The 15956-nt window shown below is 67.0% G+C and carries 16 protein-coding genes and 1 pseudogene; 16 read left to right on the forward strand and 1 reads right to left on the reverse strand.

Features of this window, described 5'->3' with window-relative positions; translation table 11 throughout:
- Positions 1-104 precede the first annotated feature (104 nt).
- The 7 genes from NS6_RS02245 to NS6_RS02275 are packed head-to-tail and all read left to right on the forward strand — an operon-like array spanning position 105 to position 7126.
- Positions 105-1307 (forward strand): ABC transporter substrate-binding protein, encoded by a 1203-nt coding sequence (locus NS6_RS02245; RefSeq protein ID WP_068035699.1) that lies wholly within the window; start codon positions 105-107, stop codon positions 1305-1307.
- The gene (locus NS6_RS02250; RefSeq protein ID WP_068036092.1) at positions 1304-2179 is read left to right on the forward strand and encodes a branched-chain amino acid ABC transporter permease; all 876 of its coding nucleotides are present in this window, start codon (positions 1304-1306) and stop codon (positions 2177-2179) included. The genes NS6_RS02245 and NS6_RS02250 overlap by 4 nt, the downstream gene beginning before the upstream one ends.
- A complete protein-coding gene (locus NS6_RS02255; protein ID WP_068035701.1) occupies positions 2179-3195 on the forward strand; it encodes a branched-chain amino acid ABC transporter permease in 1017 nt (338 codons plus the stop codon). Before NS6_RS02250 ends, NS6_RS02255 begins: the two co-directional genes overlap by 1 nt.
- A 5-nt stretch (positions 3196-3200) precedes the next feature.
- On the forward strand, positions 3201-3977 hold the full coding sequence (locus tag NS6_RS02260; protein ID WP_068035703.1) for an ABC transporter ATP-binding protein: 777 nt from the start codon (positions 3201-3203) through the stop codon (positions 3975-3977).
- Positions 3974-4675, forward strand: coding sequence for an ABC transporter ATP-binding protein (locus NS6_RS02265; protein WP_068035705.1), 702 nt, complete (start codon positions 3974-3976; stop codon positions 4673-4675). Before NS6_RS02260 ends, NS6_RS02265 begins: the two co-directional genes overlap by 4 nt.
- Positions 4675-6303, forward strand: coding sequence for a class I adenylate-forming enzyme family protein (locus NS6_RS02270; RefSeq protein ID WP_068035707.1), 1629 nt, complete (start codon positions 4675-4677; stop codon positions 6301-6303). The genes NS6_RS02265 and NS6_RS02270 overlap by 1 nt, the downstream gene beginning before the upstream one ends.
- Entirely contained in the window at positions 6275-7126 is an 852-nt protein-coding gene (locus NS6_RS02275) for a mycofactocin-coupled SDR family oxidoreductase (RefSeq protein ID WP_068035708.1), read from the forward strand. Before NS6_RS02270 ends, NS6_RS02275 begins: the two co-directional genes overlap by 29 nt.
- Before the next feature lie 14 nt (positions 7127-7140).
- Here NS6_RS02275 and NS6_RS02280 read toward each other — a convergent pair whose 3' ends face one another.
- Entirely contained in the window at positions 7141-8181 is a 1041-nt protein-coding gene (locus tag NS6_RS02280; protein ID WP_068035710.1) for an NAD(P)-dependent alcohol dehydrogenase, read from the reverse strand.
- 92 nt (positions 8182-8273) lie between these two features.
- On the opposite strand from NS6_RS02280, the gene NS6_RS02285 reads away from it, so the two are divergent.
- From NS6_RS02285 to NS6_RS36310, 9 genes and pseudogenes are all read left to right on the forward strand, one after another.
- Positions 8274-8861 (forward strand): TetR/AcrR family transcriptional regulator, encoded by a 588-nt coding sequence (locus tag NS6_RS02285; protein ID WP_068035712.1) that lies wholly within the window; start codon positions 8274-8276, stop codon positions 8859-8861.
- Between the two features lie 107 nt (positions 8862-8968).
- Complete coding sequence (locus tag NS6_RS02290; RefSeq protein WP_068035713.1) at positions 8969-10516, forward strand: PucR family transcriptional regulator; 1548 nt, start codon at positions 8969-8971, stop codon at positions 10514-10516.
- Between the two features lie 322 nt (positions 10517-10838).
- Positions 10839-11318: a GreA/GreB family elongation factor gene (locus NS6_RS02295; protein ID WP_068035715.1), complete on the forward strand. Its 480-nt coding sequence runs from the start codon at positions 10839-10841 to the stop codon at positions 11316-11318.
- 56 nt (positions 11319-11374) lie between these two features.
- A complete protein-coding gene (locus NS6_RS02300) occupies positions 11375-11830 on the forward strand; it encodes a hypothetical protein (protein ID WP_157112584.1) in 456 nt (151 codons plus the stop codon).
- A 180-nt stretch (positions 11831-12010) separates the two neighbouring features.
- Positions 12011-12166 carry a hypothetical protein gene (locus tag NS6_RS34505; protein ID WP_157112585.1) on the forward strand — a complete coding sequence of 52 codons (156 nt, stop codon included), beginning with the start codon at positions 12011-12013 and terminating at the stop codon, positions 12164-12166.
- A 213-nt stretch (positions 12167-12379) separates the two neighbouring features.
- Complete coding sequence (locus NS6_RS02305) at positions 12380-12853, forward strand: tyrosine-type recombinase/integrase (RefSeq protein ID WP_245669096.1); 474 nt, start codon at positions 12380-12382, stop codon at positions 12851-12853.
- Between the two features lie 54 nt (positions 12854-12907).
- On the forward strand, positions 12908-14101 hold the full coding sequence (locus tag NS6_RS02310; RefSeq protein ID WP_068035718.1) for an anthrax toxin-like adenylyl cyclase domain-containing protein: 1194 nt from the start codon (positions 12908-12910) through the stop codon (positions 14099-14101).
- A gap of 96 nt (positions 14102-14197) precedes the next feature.
- Positions 14198-15418, forward strand: coding sequence for a cytochrome P450 (locus NS6_RS02315; RefSeq protein ID WP_068036094.1), 1221 nt, complete (start codon positions 14198-14200; stop codon positions 15416-15418).
- A 143-nt stretch (positions 15419-15561) separates the two neighbouring features.
- A pseudogene (locus tag NS6_RS36310) lies at positions 15562-15727 on the forward strand (CGNR zinc finger domain-containing protein); the annotation flags it as partial.
- Positions 15728-15956: the final 229 nt, after the last annotated feature.

The raw sequence follows: 15956 nt of genomic DNA on the forward strand, positions 1-15956 counted from the left end.
CGGTCGGGTGCGCGGTAACTTGTTGACAGAAGCAGTGGCACAGGCCACACTCTCAAGCGATCGCTTGGTTCATACCAAGCGCCTGCTTGATTGGTGGTGGTCTCATGAGACGTACCCGGGTACTCGCCTGGGTGCTGGCCGCGGCATTGTTGCCGGCGGCATGTGCCCAGGTCCGTGAACCGGTGGACGATTACATCGTCATCGGGATGGACGAGGATTCGACGGGGCCAGGAGCGTCGTATTCGACAATCGCCGGCGATACCGTCCGCGCCGCGGTCGACCGGCTCAACGCCGACGGCGGGATCGGCGGCAAAGAGGTCCGGCTGGTGGTGGAGAACGACGAGAGCAGTCCGACGAATACGCCCTCCATCATCCGCAAACTGGTCGACCAGGGCGCCTCCGCAATCGTCCTGGCGACGGGTAGCGGTTCGGCGTTGCAGGCCAAGCAGATATCGCAGTCCACCGAGGTCGTCACCATTGCGCCCACCGCACTGACCGATGCCGTCGCCGGACCTCCGGGTAACGAATTCGCGTATATGGTGCCCAATCCGCTGGCCCAGTACGCCGACGTCTACTGCGGCGCCTTCGCGGCTCAGGGTAAGAAGCGGCTCGGAGTGCTGGCCGATTCCAGTCCCGCGATCGCGGGCATCCTCGATACGCTCTACCCGAAGTTGCGGGAGTGCATCGATATCGTCGGCACCCAGAAAGCCGCCGTCGATGCCGCCGACCTCACCGCCGGGGTGAGCCGGCTGCTCGACAGCGACCCGGATGTGGTGCTGGTCGCGAGCGTCGGCGGAAATTTCGAACTTCTCGCACAGAACACGGTGCACCGGCTCGCGCCCGGGTTGCAGCGCTTCTCGCTGGCGTCGATCGGAAACCAGCCCCAGTCGTGGAAACTCGCCGCACCCGGCTCCCTCGACGGCCTCGTATACATGGGCAGCCTGAGCGATAGCAACCCGCGGACCACGCAATTGCAGGACTGGCTGCGGACCGTCAAAGGACCGGACTACTCACTGACCGCCTACGACGCCCAGGCCTACGACTCGGTGATGCTGCTGGCGCGGGCGATCGAACTCGCCGGAACCCACACCGATCGGCATCGGCTCAACGAAGCGATGCAGCAGGTCCGGGATGTTCCGGCAAGCTTCGGTCAGGCACCGCTGACCCTGTCGTTCGCGCCGGACGACCATATCGCCCCCGATTCGGCCTGCGGTCTGGTGCTCGTCGAATTCGGCCCCGACAACGTTCCCACCGGCCCCTGGCCGGAGTACCAGCCGGAATGCACGCCGAAGGGGGCCGGGCGATGAGTGATCCGCAGTTGTGGCTGGCCGCCATAGAAATCGGCTGTTTCTTCGCGCTCGTCGCCTTGTCGATCTACCTGGTCGTGGTGGGTGCTTCGTTCTTCAACTTCGCCGCGGGCCCGTACGCGATGGCCGCCGCACTACTCGCCGGGTACGCCGCCGCGCACTGGGGCGTGCCGGTCCTGCTCGGCGCGGTCCTGGGCATCGCAGTGGCCGTGGGGATATCGCTGATCACCGAGATCGTGGTGGTCCGGCCGGTACAGCGCCGCTCGGGCGGCGCCGAACTGCCCGCCCTGGTCGCTGTCACGGCGACGCTGTTCGCGATTCAGCAGCTGGCGGGCACAGTCTTCGGCCGGACCCCGGTGCCGGTGCCGAATCTCCTCGGACTCCCCGACTTCCGTATCGGGTCGGTGGGTGTACAAGGGACGACGGCCACCATCATCCTGGTTACCGCGGTCGCGCTGGCGGCCACCGTGCTCTGGCTCCGTGCCACCGCCACAGGCCAGCTGTTGCGCGCCGTCGGTGACAACCACGACGCGGCCCGGATGATCGGCGTGAATGTGAACCGGGTGCGGTTGTGGGCCTTCGGCCTGTCCGGCGCCATCGCCGGGATCGCGGGAATCATCTTCGCGGCCAAATCCGGTGCCCAGTTCACCAGTGGATTGTCCTGGACGCTCACCGGATTCCTCGCCCTGGTCGTCGGGGGCACCGGTAAACCGTGGGCGCCCCTGATCGGTGGGCTCGCGCTCGGCTGGGTACAGGTGTTCGGCAGTTTCTATTTCGGCGCGACCGGAAGTTCGATCGCCATATTCCTGGTCGCCCTCGTGTTCTTCGCGTTCCGGCCCGAAGGCCTGTTCCAACGAAAGGTGCGGGTGTGATGGCTGTTGTCACGACCACCGAAACCGCTACCCCGGCCACCAGAACCGGTACGACCGCCGCGCGGACCGTACTCGGGGAGCTGGGAATCTGCCTGGGCGTCCTCGCCGCCGTACTGCTCTGGATGGGGCCCAGCCTGTATCGGCAGGATCTGGTGTTCCTGGCGGCCACCTACGGGCTGGTGGCGTTGGGTATGTATCTGCCGTTCGTCCTGGCAGGTTCGCTGTCCATGGCCTACAGCGCCTATGCGGCCATCGGCGCGTACGCGGTCGCGTATCTGTCGGTGAAACAAGGCCTTTCCCCCTGGTGGGGCTGGCTCGCCGGAATGGTGATCGCGGCCGCGGTCGCCCTCGTCCTCGCCGTGGCGACCAGGAAGCTGTCCGGGTTCTACCTCGCCGCCGTCACCCTGCTGTTCGCGATCGCGTTCGAGCACTGGCTCGGCGACGCCACCTCGATCACCGGCGGATCGTCCGGAATCGCAAATATTGCGGTGCCCTCGGTGTTCGGCTGGGAACCACCCCGTTACGCCCAGGTGGTGGCCGCGATCGCCTTCGTCTGCGTGGTCGCGGTGCTGATCGACAGGTTGCGCCGGTCGGCGTGGGGGCTCACGCTGTCCGCGGCGCGGGAGAACGCGCCCGCGGTTCGGTCCGCCGGGATCTCCCCGACCCATCTGACCGTGGTGGCGCTGGCCGTCGGCGCGGCGATCGCCTCCACGGGTGGTGCACTGTTCACCGTCTCGGTGCAGGCGGTGACGCCGGAGACCTTCGGCCTGGACCTGGTGTTCCTGGCGATATTCATGCCGATCATCGGCGGCCGCGGATCGGCGTGGGGCGCTCCCCTGGGGGCACTGATCGTCGTGGGAGTCACACTGAACATGCCCGGATATCAGGGATCGGGTGAGCTGCTGCTGGCGGTGGTCGTCCTGGTGATCCTCTTGCTCGCGCCCGGCGGAGTGATCGGCTGGGGACACCGGATTCTGCAACGGCTCATACCGTCCCGGACCATGGACAGGAGGTGACGACGATGGCATCCACAGCTCTGCTGTCCGTGACCGGGTTGACCAAGCGCTACGGCGGCGTCACCGCGGTCGACGAGGTGAGTTTCGATCTACCCGCGGGCCGCGTGCTCGGACTGGTCGGCCCGAACGGGGCAGGAAAGACCACCTTGGTCGACTGCATCGTGGGCACCCAGACCCCGGACTCGGGCACCGTACACGTCGACGGTCGTGCCCTGCCCGACGGTCCCGCAGCGCGGGCACGGGCCGGGCTGGCCCGCACCTTCCAGCATCCGCAGCTGGCGCTCGAACTGACCCCGGTGCAGAACATCGTGCCCGGTATCGTCGGCCGGTCGATCGGTTCCTACGGTGCCTCGTTGCGGGCGCTGCTCCGCGGACTCGCGGGCACGCCCCGGACGGTGCTCGACAGGGCGGCGGCAGTGGCCGCGGAGTACGGGGTCACCACCGACCGTGTGCCCACCGGCAGCCTCGGTCTCGGCTCCCAGCGGCTGGTCGAAATCGCCCGCGCGATGGCCGCCGAACCGCGGGTGCTGCTGCTGGACGAGCCGTTCGCCGGATCCGATACCGAAGGGATCGCGGCGATCTCGCATGCCGTGCACCAGGTCCGCGAGGCAGGGCATTCGGTGGTGCTGGTGGACCACAATGTCGACCTGATAGCCGAACTGGCCGATTCGGTGGTGCTGCTGGCCGACGGCGCGGTCGCGTTCACCGGCAGCCCGCAGGACTGTATGCGCAGCACGGAAATGCAATCCGTGTACTTCGGCACCACCGAGGAGGCTCGATGATCAGCGCCCACGGACTCACCGTCCGCTACGGGAAAGCAGTCGCCGTCCGCGATGTGGCGTTCGAGGCCCGCTCCGGGGAGGTCACCGCGGTGGTGGGGCCGAACGGGGCCGGCAAGTCGAGCCTGCTGTCTGCGGTGTTCGGCAGTACACCTGCCACCGGAACCGTCACCGTCGACGAACACGATCTCGGTGGCGATCCGGCCCAGAAGAGGCTGCGCACCGGAGTCGCCTTCGTCCCGCAGGGCCGGCAACTGTTCCCGCGCCTGACCGTACGGGAGAACCTGGAGATCGGGGCCCGGCTGCTCGGCGCCCGCAACGATGTCCTCGAATCGGCGTTCGACCGCTTCCCGATTCTGCGGACCCGTGCGAAACAACTCGCTGGTGTGCTGTCCGGCGGGGAACAGCAGATGCTGCTGCTCGCCCGGGCCCTGCTGGTCGAACCGCGGGCGCTGCTGCTCGACGAGATGACCACCGGGCTCTCCCCGAAGATCGCCGGTGAACTGCTCGACCACGTCCGCGCACTGGCGGATTCGGGTATCACGGTGCTCGTCGCCGAGCCGGCGCTGTACCGGGTGGCCCGAATCGTCGACCGCGGGTACGTCATGATCCGGGGCTCGCTTTCCGAGCCGAAGGACACCGCCGACGCACTCGATACCGCCTACCGGGCATCCATGGGGATGCTCGAGGAAGCGCTGTGATGGATCACGTTCCCCTAGCCGATATCGCCCCCGCGTTCACTGCGGACCCCGAGTCCTGCACCGGATATTCCGTCAGCGACCTCGTCCGCACATGGGGTGCCACCCGCGCGGACGAACCCGCCTATATCAGCCCGGACGGCGCCACCACCTGGGCCGAATACGACAGCCTCGCGGACCGCGTCTGCGCCGCGCTACGCGCCCTCGGCGATATTGCGGCGGTCACGGTGTACCTGCCCGATACCGTGGAGTTCCATGCCGCGCTCGTCGGCGCCTACCGGGCCGGGGTCCTCGCCGTCGCTGTCGGGGCCCGTTCCGGACCGGCGGAATTAGCTCATCTGATGTCGGCCTCGGGGTCGACCGTGCTGGTGACCGCCGGGGAGAACCGCGGTGTACCGGTCGCGAAACTGGTGCAGGAGCTGCGGCTGCGTGATACGACGCCGGCGCATGTGGTGCTGGTCGAGGGGGCACAGGTCATCCTGGAGAGCGCCGCGGCACCGAGCGACCGGGGTCAGGGCTTCCGCGGGTTCTCGGTAGACGATATCTGCTTGCTCAACAGCACATCCGGCACCACCGGACGACCGAAACTGGTCATGCAGACGCAGCGCCGGTGGAGCACCTTCGCCGCGATCGCCTGCCGCAACGCCGATATGGGGCCCGAGGAGGTCGTTGCCGCATTCGTGCCCGCGCCGTTCGGATTCGGCCTGTGGACCTCGCATTTCCTGCCCGCACTGCTCGGCCGGCCGGCACTGGTGATGAGCCGGTTCGATCCGGCGGTCGCGATCGATCTGATGGCCGAGCATCGCGCCACGATTCTCGCCTGTGTGAGCACCCAGTTCCGGATGATGCTGCAGACACCGGACCGGGAACTGTCGGGCGCCGAGGCCTTACGTGCCATGTTCACCGGCGGCGAGGCCGTGCCCTACGCCGAGGCCAAACGTTTCGAGGAGGCGACGGGGGCACTGGTTCTGCAGTTCTACGGCTCCAACGAAACCGGGGCGGCGAGCGGCACCACCGTCCACGACGACGAGGAGACCCGGCTCGGTACCGGCGGGCGCCTGATCCCGGAGATGAACGTCCGCATCCTCGACGACGGGACGAACGAGGGCGGTACGGGTATCCGGCGCGGACAGCCCGCGGTACACGGACCGCTCATGTCCCCCGGCTACTGGAACGACGAGGCCGCGAACGCCGAACTGTTCACCGGCGACGGATGGATCCGGCTCGGTGACATCGTCGAAGTCGACGAGAGCGACCGGCTGCGCGTGGTGGGGCGGCTGGCGGATCTGATCATCCGCGGTGGGAAGAACATCTCCGCGCTCGAAGTGGAGGACTACATACGCGAGCATCCCGCCGTGGAAATGGTCGCCGCGGTCGGGGTCCCCGACCCCCTGTTCGGTGAACGGCTCTGCGCCGCCGTCACTCTGACCGCGGGGGCCGGGCAGCTGACGCTCGCGGACCTGAACTCGTGGTTACGCGAACAAGGGATCACCCGGGAGTACCTGCCGGAACGGCTGCGGGTGCTCGAGCGGATGCCCTTGGCGCCGGGCGGCAAGATCGCCAAGGCGCAGGTCAAGCAGATCGCCGAGAGGAGTGTGGAAGATGCAGACGGACAACACGACAAAGAGTGATCTCGACGGTCGCACCGCTGTCGTCACCGGCGCGGCGCGTGGCCAGGGTCGCGCCGTCGCGCGGGCACTCGCCCGGCGAGGTGCCACCGTGCGGCTCGCTGACCTGTGCGCGGCCGGCGATACCGCCCCCTATCCCCTGGCCACCGCAGACGATCTGGCGGAGACTGTCCGCCTGATCGAGGCGGACGGCGGACACTGCCACACTTCGGTACTCGACGTCCGGGACGCCGCCGCCGTAACAGCCTTCGCTCATGCCGCGGCCGAACAGTCGGGCCGGATCGATATTCTCGTCACCTGCGCGGGAATCGTGGGCTTCGCGCCCGTCACCGAACTCTCCGACGCCATGTGGTCGGATATGCTCGCCACCAACCTGACCGGGACGTTCAACTGTCTCCGCGCGGTCCTGCCCCATATGACCGGTGGGTGGGGCCGGATCGTCGCCATCTCGTCGATGAGCGGGCGGCAGGGCACCCCGAACCTCGCGCACTATTCGGCGTCCAAATGGGGTGTGATCGGTCTGGTCAAATCCGTCGCGCTCGAATACGCGGAGACCGGTGTAACCGCGAATATCGTCTGCCCCACCAATGTCGACACTCCGATGCTGCACAACCCCGCCCTGTATTCCCTGTTCGCCCCCGACCTGGACAATCCCACCCGGGAAGAGGTCGAGCCCCGGTACGCGCGGATGAGCCCCATGCGGATCCCGTGGTGTCCCCCCGAGGCGATCGCCGACGCGGTCGATCATCTTGTCGGTGAATCCGGGCGCTATACCACTGGGTCGGTGCTCGACGTGGGACTCGGCGGGACTGCCCGGATGCCGTGAGGATCGCTACTCGATCAGTCCAGGTCGGAGAGGTCGAGCACGAAACGGTAGCGGACGTCGTTACGTTCGAGCCGGTCGAGGGCTTCGTTCACCCGCCCCGACGGCAGGACTTCGACATCGGCGGTGATGTCGTGCCGGGCACAGAAGTCCAGGAGGGCGGTGGTGGCGGGTCGGCCGCCACTGCCGGCCGACCCGAGTCTCTTGCGGCCGATGAGGAGATCGGTGGTCTGCACGGTGACCGGCCCCAGATATCCGACTTGGCTGAGTGTTCCGTCGAGGGCGACCAGCCGTAGGTAGGGCCCGAGATCGTGCGGGACGGAAATCGTATCGATCACGACATCGAATCTGTCCCTGGCTGCGCTCATTTCGGCAGCATCGGTGGAGACCAGGACCTCGCGCGCGCCGAGTCTGTGGGCATCGGCGGCTTTGTTCTGTGTTCTGCTGACTACCGCGGTGTCGGCACCCAGCGCGACGGACAGTTTGACCGCCAGATGACCCAGGCCGCCCAGCCCGACCACCGCGACGCGGGTGCCCGGTCCGACCCCGAGTGCGCACAGCGGCTCCCAGACCGTGATTCCGGCACATAACAAGGGAGCCGCACCGGCGGGGTCGAGTCCATCGGGCAGGTGGTAGGCGAACCGGTCGCGGACCAGGTATTCCCGGGAGTAGGCACCCAGGGTCGCCGATCCGTCGCGCCGGTCGGTGCCGCCGTAGGTGAGGGTGGGAAAATCGCCGCAGAAATTCTCCTGACCGGCCCGGCACATGCCACATTCACCACAGGAGTCGACGATGTTGCCTACCGCGACCGGATCGCCGATATCGAATCCGGCCACCTCGCGGCCGACTTCTGTGACCACGCCGGTGAATTCGTGTCCGGGTACGAGCACCGGGTCCCGCTCGCCGCGATAACCACGGACGGCATGGAGGTCGGTACCGCAGACGCCGCAGTAGTCCACTCGCACCGCGATATCGTCCGGGCGAAGTGCACGACGCAGGACGGGTGCCCGCTGTAGCGTCGCCGCGTCCACTGCGTGCCAACCGACCGTTTTCCGCATTCCCAGCTCCTTTAAACAGACTATTCTGTCTATTGAGCGTAGCCCCGGATAGACGATCAGTAAACAGACTGTTCTGTTGTAAATTGGGTGCCATGACCGATCGACCCCTGACCGCCCGCGGCGCCGCCACCCGCGACCGCATTCTCGAGGCGGCGACCCGCGAGTTCGCCGCACACGGTATCGCCGGGGCCCGGATCGAACGGATCGTCGCGGACGCACGCACGAACAAAGCGCAGCTCTACGGCTATTTCGGCAACAAGGAAGCCCTGTTCGACGCCATCTTCACCGGTTCGCTGGAACGCATCGTGAACGTCGTGCCCATCGACGCGACCGATCTCGCGGACTGGGCGGTGCGGTTGTACGACGAATACCTCCGCCGACCCGACCTGATCCGGCTTGCCACCTGGGCCCGCCTGGAGCGCCGGCCCGCCGGGCACCTGGTGGACGATACCGACCGGCTCGACGATCACAAGCTGCGTGCCATCGCCGGCGCGCAAGCCGCGGGCCTCGTCTGCCCCGGCGATCCTTTCGACGTGATGGCCCTGGTGATCTCGATGTCCATGGCCTGGTCGCCGGTCAGCAATGTCTACGCCGCCACCGCGGAGGAACCGCGGGAGACGCACGACCGGCGCCGTACGCTGCTCCGCGAAACCGTCCGGCGCGCCGTGATGACAACCTGACCACCGCAGCAATGCGCGTTCGCCGGGTCCGCCTTCGCCCTTGCCGAGGACCGCGCGGACAGGAGCGCCGGTTACGGTGACGGAACCGGTGTGAACAGGAGTCGCTCATGGTGCGGTTGGATCATCTCGTCAACGTGCTCGGCGGATACGGCGTGCGGTTACGCTGCTGCCCGGTATCGCGGGCGACCATGCTCCGCAGCGTCGCGATGCACGATGCCACCGGGTCCGAGGCAGCGCCCGGAGATATCTTCCTCGCCGTCGGCGCCGGATCGGTGAGTGCAGCGGTGCTCGGGGCGCGGTCGGCGAAAGCAGTCGCGGTGCTGGTACGTGGCGGTGCAGAAGCCGAACGGGAGGCGGCCGCGATCGGGCCCGGCGGCGGGGTCGCGGTGCTGGTGATGGATCCCGCCGTGTCGTGGAGTCAGATCACAGGTGTGGTGTACGGGCTGGTGCTGGAGGGGCGAGAAACCGCGTCCGGCCGCGGACCGACGGACCTTTTCGCGCTGGCGGACAGCCTGGCGGACGCGGTCGAGGGGGCGGTGACCATCGAGGACTCGCTCTCGCGCGTCATGGCCCACTCCACGCTGCACGGAACAGCCGACCGCGCACTGGCGGAGACCGTGCTACAGCGGCAGCAGCCGGTTGCATTGCGGGAGCTCTTCGAAACGCGCGGTGTGCCCGCGCATCTGCTGAGATCCGACGAACCGCTGTTCGTCGAACCGGAGACCGGACTCGGGCTCGACGGCCGGACGGTGGTCGCGGTGCGCGTGGGCCGCGAACTACTGGGCTCTGTGTGGGTGGCCTGCGCGAAACCGTTACCCCCCGCCAGGCGGGGCGCGCTGACCGACGGTGCCCGCACGGTCGCCCTGCATCTGCTGCGGTCACGGGCCAGCGCGGACCTGGAGCGTCAGGTCGAATCGGAACTGGTGATCCGGCTGCTGGAGGGCAGCCCCGACGCCGCGACCGTGACCGGCCGGCTCGGCTTGGCGCCGGCACCGTTGCGAGTGGTCGCGGTGCGTGCGCAGATCGCGAGCGAACGCCATGCCGGTTTGCTGCTGGCCTTCGAACAGGCCACCTTCGGTTTCGGGTGGTCCCGCCCGGGACGCAGCACCCTGTCGGACAACACCGTGTACACGATCCTGCCCGGCGAACACGTCCGCACCGCCCGCGACTGGGTCGCCGGTTTGCGGGCCGCACTCCCGGCCCGAGTCACGTTGTCGGCCGGAATCGGCGGTCCGGCCACGGCTACCGACCTGCCCGACTCACGGCAGGAAGCGGACGAATGCCTGGCATTACACGAACAGCGGTCGACCGGTAGCAGCTTCCCCGCCTACGACGAATCATGGGGCGAGATCCTGTTGCAGCGGTTGCGCACCGCCGCGCGCACCGGCCGGATACCGGCCCGCGGCCCGGTCGCGGAGCTGCGCCGATACGACGGCGAGCACGCCACCTCCTACGTCGCGACACTGCGCGCATGGCTCGACGCCCAGGGTGATCTCGCCGAGGCTGCCACCCGGCTCGGCGTCCACCCGAACACCATCCGCAACCGGCTGCGGAAAATGCGTGAAGTCGCCGTCCTGGACCTCGACGATCCCCGCACCCGCCTCGCGATGACGATCGACCTCGCCGCATTCGACGACGACCGACCCCCCTTGTAGAAATCGAACAACTGACGGGACCAAAACTGTGCCACCCGGACATGCCTACGGGTGGGTTGACGCGTCATCATGGCTGTAAAGCGCATCGTTCGATATGGAGGTGAGCATGGCGCGCGTAACGAGTCGGCTCGACCGCGAACGAGCAGCACGGTGCCGGGTGGTGACCCCGGCACCCGGCTGAGCCCTTCGGCCATTCCCCCATCCGTGGAGCCGGTGTCGCAAGAACCCGGCTCCACGGAGTTCTGCCGTCGGGGCGGCCCTCTTCTCCCTCCGCCGCCCCGACGGCCGAACCCACTTTCCCCTGACGACCTGTAGGACGGATATGACCAGCAGCTCGCCCATCTGGCTGACAACGCACGCCCGCGCACAACTCGAGGCCGAGCTCGCCGAACTGCTCGCCGTCGAAAACGCCGGCCATACCGAGGCCGCCGACACACAAGATCAGTTCGCGGCCCGGCACCAGCGCCAGAACCGCATCGCGCATATCCGGAACCTGCTGAGCAACGCCGTGTTCGGCGAAGACCCGCCGGACGACGGAATCGCCGAACCCGGCATGGTGCTCACCATCCGCTACGACGGCACCGACGACACCGAAACCTTCCTGCTCGGCAGCCGAGATGCCGAACACAGCAACCTCGAGGTCTACTCCCCCGACTCCCCCCTCGGCGCCGCACTCACCGGCGCCCGCCGTGGCGAACAGCGAAGCTACAGGGTGCCCAACGGCACCGAAATCGCGGTCACTTTGCTCGAGGCAGTCCCGTACAGCCAGACAGTCACGGCAGCACCTCGCCCCGCCGGGTGATCGATCCGACGGCCCTGAGCATGCGCCCCCGCACCACCGAAATCACCCTGCTACACATGGATTCCCCAGCGATCGTCCGGGACGACCGGACGGTCGCCCTCTCCATCCACTCCTGGCTGTCGTCCCAATTCTGGGGTCTGTTCGGCCTGCCCAGCATCGACTGGGCACTGTCGGCACTCGCCTTCGGCACCGAAAAAGCTCCCCGCACCTACATCGCCCGCTACTACGACTATCCCACCACCTGGACCTCCGAGCCGCTCGCGGTGAACATGCCCGCGACCATCGGCCCCGGGCCCGGAATACTGGAAGTTTCCGGCCCGCTGACCTGGGAACGACGACGCCTGGTCGAACGCACCACCCTGGTGATCGCCCTGGCCGAACCCCTCGAACACCGGCTGCACACCGACCTCCCCGGACACCTGTGGGAGGGAGACCGCTGGCACACCACGGTCCTGATACCCGACGTCCGGCCGGGCGCACACTCACCGCGGCGATACAGCGAATCCTGGTAGGGCGGTCGCTCACCCGGTGAACCCTGCGCCGGTCTCGCCCCGGCTCCGGCACCTACATCAGGCGCAACCCTTACCATGCGATGCTTTTCAAACGTAGCCTGAAACACAATCAATGGCCCTGCCGATCATTCAATCGATCGGCGGGGCATCGCTTTCGCCGCACACGGACAGGAACCCGGCATGGCATATCAGGATCAGCAGGCCGCGAATGATCTGGTGGTCGATTTCGGTGCCGACGCGAATGTGGCGCTGCTGGATCGGGATCCGGATCGGGTCGCTGGCTGGTTCACGTTCGTGTGGGGTGGCAGGGCCCCAAGACGTTCAATATCCGGTTGACCGCGCTCACAGCGGCGTGCGGGTATTGGCGGGAACAACAGTGGCTGGCGGGTGATCCTCTGGTGCGGTTGCGGGCGCGGCCCGCACCACCTGATACGAGTAAGGCGTTGAGCCGGGAGCGGGTCACCGAGATCCTGGGATCGGATGCCCCGCTGCGGGAACGGGTGTTGTGGCACATGCTCTACCAATCCTGCGCGCGCCGAGGAGGTACTGGTGCTCGATGTGCCCGATCTCGATACCGCGAACCGGTGCGCGGTGGTGACGCGTAAGGGCGGGGCACGGGAGGTCATCGCGTGGCAGACCGGCACTGCGCGGTTGTTGCCGCGAATGCTCGCTGGACGTAAATCCGGCCCGGTGTTCCTCACCGACCGCAGAGCGCGATCTTCGCCGGCCCGCAACGATATCGATCCATCGACCGGGCGGAACCGCTTGTCGTATCGGCGTGCGGCGGAGTTGTTCGAGACCCACACCGAGCGCTACGGCGATGGTCCGTACACGTTGCACCAGTTGCGGCACTCCCGGCTGACCCACGCCGCCGAGGAAGGGGCCTCCACGCCGGTACTGATGAAGCTGTCGGGGCATACCTCGGTGCGCAGCCTCGCCAAATACGCGCGGGTCTCCGACGACGGCCTACGCCAGTATCAAGCCGACAGCGATCCCGCGGCGCGGCGGCGAGCGGGCCGGTGATCGGCAGATGAGATCCGCGCCCAAGTCCGACGTGCATGGCAAGGGCGGTCGGCGATGACGGGTGTGCCCGGGGAGCAGCTATTACAACAGTTGATGCGGATGGCGGACGACATGGTCGAACTGCTCAGCCGCCAGACCAGTCCCCACCTGCACAACACGTTGGGCGAGCTGGCCGAAGAGGTCCGAGCGGCACGCCGAGCAATCAGCGGTGCTGAGGAGCGCAGCCGCCTGCTGATCGAAGGCCGTGGGCGTGAAGTGGATCAGGGAGAAATCTCTCGTGGCGGCAGGAGCACCGAGCCTGGAATTCGCTCGCAGGAGATCGAATCGCGGTACGGCATCCCCGCCGCGCGGCAGCAGGAGTTCCAGGCATACGCCGACCGGAATGACCTGATGATCTATGTGCGACCGACGAATCCGGACTCGGTGCGGTGGATCAAGAACGGCTCCCCTGGTAAACCGGAGCTGATCAAGTTCAAAACGATCAATGCGCTCGATGTCGAGCTCGGTGCCCCGCCCGGCAAGCAGGGCCTGGTCGGATACTTTCAGTTCCCCGAGTCCGGGCCGGGCGATCTGCGCCTGCCCGAGCGCGGCACCATCCCCGATCACCACTGGAATCGCCTGCGGGCCAGGCTGGATCAGCGCATGTACGAATACCAGGCGCTGCAGCCGAAGATGGAAGCCCACATCGGCGCCGATCGCTTCCAGGTGCACGACGGTGTGGTGTACGGACGCAACACAGAAGGCGAATTCCGGCCGCTCACCGGGGATCACGACCTGTTCGATATCCGCCACGCCGACGGGCGCAGACTCACGCCCGAGGAGAACTTCCTGCACTTCGACCAGGCACACCTACACGATATGGGTATCGAGCACCCACCGCTGGCGAACTGGAACCCGATGACCAACCGCGATTGGAGCGAATACCTGAAGCTGATGGACTCGCACGGCCCGGATGGCGAGCCACTGGTGCTCTTCGCACCACGTCAAGAGCCCACCCTCGCCCACGTAACCGCAACCGAACGCGCCGAGATCGCCGACGACCGCGCCACCGTCCTACAAGGAGCGCTGCAGGACACCGAGATCCGCCTGGATCGTATGCGTGCCGAGCCCGAGTCCCCCGAACGTCGAGAGGCAATCACAGAGCTGGAACTACAGACCAGCGAAATCCACCAGATGATCAACCAGAACCTGGATGAAGCAACTGGCATTCACAACGAACACGATGTACCTGCCGCTACGGGTCCTTAACGGCACCCGTACCGGGCGTGCGCTTCAGACATGGCGGTCAGCTGGCTGGAGCAGCGAGCCGCCCGATATCGCGCGCCGACGAAGAGGACCGGGATCATGCCGACAGACAGCACCGACGCACGCAAGATCAACCGTTTGGAGGGCGCGGGCGGCTGCCCGATCACTCGGAACGCCGACGGAGTATGGCTGATACGGGACTACGCCGCCGCCCGCGCCGCATTGCGCAGCCCCGACACCGTCCAGGCCGGGTTAGGGGTCGAATCACTCGACAATATGCCCGCTCGTATCCGTCGCCCGGTGCTGTACCGCGACGGCCCGGAGCATCGGGAGCACCGGCGCCAGACCGCACGATTCTTCACACCCCGCCGGGTCGACGAATCGTATCGAGGCGTCATCGACAACCTGGCGGACCAGCAGCTGGCTACCCTTCGAGACTACGGCCGTGCGGACCTCACAGATCTCGGCTTCGGCGTCGCCATCGGCGTGGTGTGCTCGGTTATCGGCCTCACCGAGAGTCGTCCCGGACTGACTCGGCGGTTGGAGAGGTTCTTTCCCGAAGAGTTCGGTTCACCGGGATTCACTACCATCGACGGCCTCCGCTGGACGTGGCGGCAGGCACGGAACTGGTCGAGTATCTTCCTGAGCGATGTGCGCCCGGCGGTGCGCGCCCGCCGGACTCGGCACCGAGACGATCTGATCTCGCATCTGCTCGACGAAGGCTGCTCGTCGGTCGAAATTCTCGGCGAATGTATTACTTTCGCCGCGGCGGGAATGGTCACCACCCGCGAGTTCATCGCTGTTGCCGCATGGCACCTGTTCACCGACCAGCCCCTCCTGGACCGCTACCGCACCGCCGGGGAGCCGGAGCGTCTTGCCATCCTGCACGAAATTCTCCGGCTCGAACCCGTCGTCGGACACCTCTTGCGCCGCACCACGGCAGCCGTCGAACTCCCCGCCGGTGACGGATCGGTGACCGTCGGGCCCGGGCAGCTCATCGATATCGATATCGCGGCCACCAACACCGACCGGGCCGCGGTCGGCGACAGCCCGTTGACGGTATGCCCCGGCCGATCCCGCAACGACGCCACCGCCCCCGTGCTCTCGTTCGGCGACGGCGCACACAAGTGCCCCGGCTCGACGATCGCGATCGTCGAGACCGATATATTCCTCAGCAAACTGCTCGCCATGCCCGGGATCCGCATGCACTCGCCACCCCGGGCCGGTTTCAACGACGCAATCGGCGGCTACACCCTCCGGGGCATGATCGTCGAGGTCGATATTCCCAGCAGCCGACGGGCCCGGTCGAACGACCTGTGAACGCGGGATACCTCGCCGCGCAGCGTATTCGGCGTACGGCTCGAATCTCGGACCGATTTCGACTCCCGGCACCCAGCTGCGTTCATCGACCGACGGCCGGCACTGCCGCGAGACCTTCCTACAGGTCCTTACGGGCGAGTCGAAAACTGGCGATGTGCGCATCGCCGACCTGCCGAGCCGCCTTCGTCGATACCAGCCAGAGCCGCACCCGCAAATGGTGCGATATGAACACGTGCGGGGAATCGCCGGAAGAAGGCGCGCTTCGATGCCGGACCACCGCAAGGAAAGGGTCGCGGGACGAATCGGTGACACCGCCCCGGATTGCCGCTAGGTTCTGGTCGTGGACCGGCATCAAGAAGATTCAGCACCACCGACAGTGTTCCCACCTTCATCGGGCGTCCACATATCGATGGTGGTCTCAGGTCTGATCGGGATTGCGAGTGGCTGCTTGCTACACGTGACCATGTCTGCCGACTCGACGCCGACGTTCCCTGTAGTGGCTCCGATCGTCGTGGGTGCTCTTTCGCTTCTGGTCGGG

Origin of the sequence: Nocardia speluncae NBRC 108251, assembly GCF_001613245.1 — a bacterium.
GTDB classification, from domain to species: Bacteria; Actinomycetota; Actinomycetes; order Mycobacteriales; family Mycobacteriaceae; genus Nocardia; species Nocardia speluncae.

Excerpts from the sequence above, each read along its gene's own strand:
- NS6_RS02245 (WP_068035699.1), top strand. The coding sequence starts at position 105 with ATGAGACGTACCCGGGTACTCGCCTGGGTGCTGGCCGCGGCATTGTTG.
- NS6_RS02250 (WP_068036092.1), top strand. The coding sequence starts at position 1,304 with ATGAGTGATCCGCAGTTGTGGCTGGCCGCCATAGAAATCGGCTGTTTC.
- NS6_RS02255 (WP_068035701.1), top strand. The coding sequence starts at position 2,179 with ATGGCTGTTGTCACGACCACCGAAACCGCTACCCCGGCCACCAGAACC.
- NS6_RS02260 (WP_068035703.1), top strand. The coding sequence starts at position 3,201 with ATGGCATCCACAGCTCTGCTGTCCGTGACCGGGTTGACCAAGCGCTAC.
- NS6_RS02265 (WP_068035705.1), top strand. The coding sequence starts at position 3,974 with ATGATCAGCGCCCACGGACTCACCGTCCGCTACGGGAAAGCAGTCGCC.
- NS6_RS02270 (WP_068035707.1), top strand. The coding sequence starts at position 4,675 with ATGGATCACGTTCCCCTAGCCGATATCGCCCCCGCGTTCACTGCGGAC.
- NS6_RS02275 (WP_068035708.1), top strand. The coding sequence starts at position 6,275 with ATGCAGACGGACAACACGACAAAGAGTGATCTCGACGGTCGCACCGCT.
- NS6_RS02280 (WP_068035710.1), bottom strand. The coding sequence starts at position 8,181 with ATGCGGAAAACGGTCGGTTGGCACGCAGTGGACGCGGCGACGCTACAG.
- NS6_RS02285 (WP_068035712.1), top strand. The coding sequence starts at position 8,274 with ATGACCGATCGACCCCTGACCGCCCGCGGCGCCGCCACCCGCGACCGC.
- NS6_RS02290 (WP_068035713.1), top strand. The coding sequence starts at position 8,969 with ATGGTGCGGTTGGATCATCTCGTCAACGTGCTCGGCGGATACGGCGTG.
- NS6_RS02295 (WP_068035715.1), top strand. The coding sequence starts at position 10,839 with ATGACCAGCAGCTCGCCCATCTGGCTGACAACGCACGCCCGCGCACAA.
- NS6_RS02300 (WP_157112584.1), top strand. The coding sequence starts at position 11,375 with ATGGATTCCCCAGCGATCGTCCGGGACGACCGGACGGTCGCCCTCTCC.
- NS6_RS34505 (WP_157112585.1), top strand. The coding sequence starts at position 12,011 with ATGGCATATCAGGATCAGCAGGCCGCGAATGATCTGGTGGTCGATTTC.
- NS6_RS02310 (WP_068035718.1), top strand. The coding sequence starts at position 12,908 with ATGACGGGTGTGCCCGGGGAGCAGCTATTACAACAGTTGATGCGGATG.
- NS6_RS02315 (WP_068036094.1), top strand. The coding sequence starts at position 14,198 with ATGCCGACAGACAGCACCGACGCACGCAAGATCAACCGTTTGGAGGGC.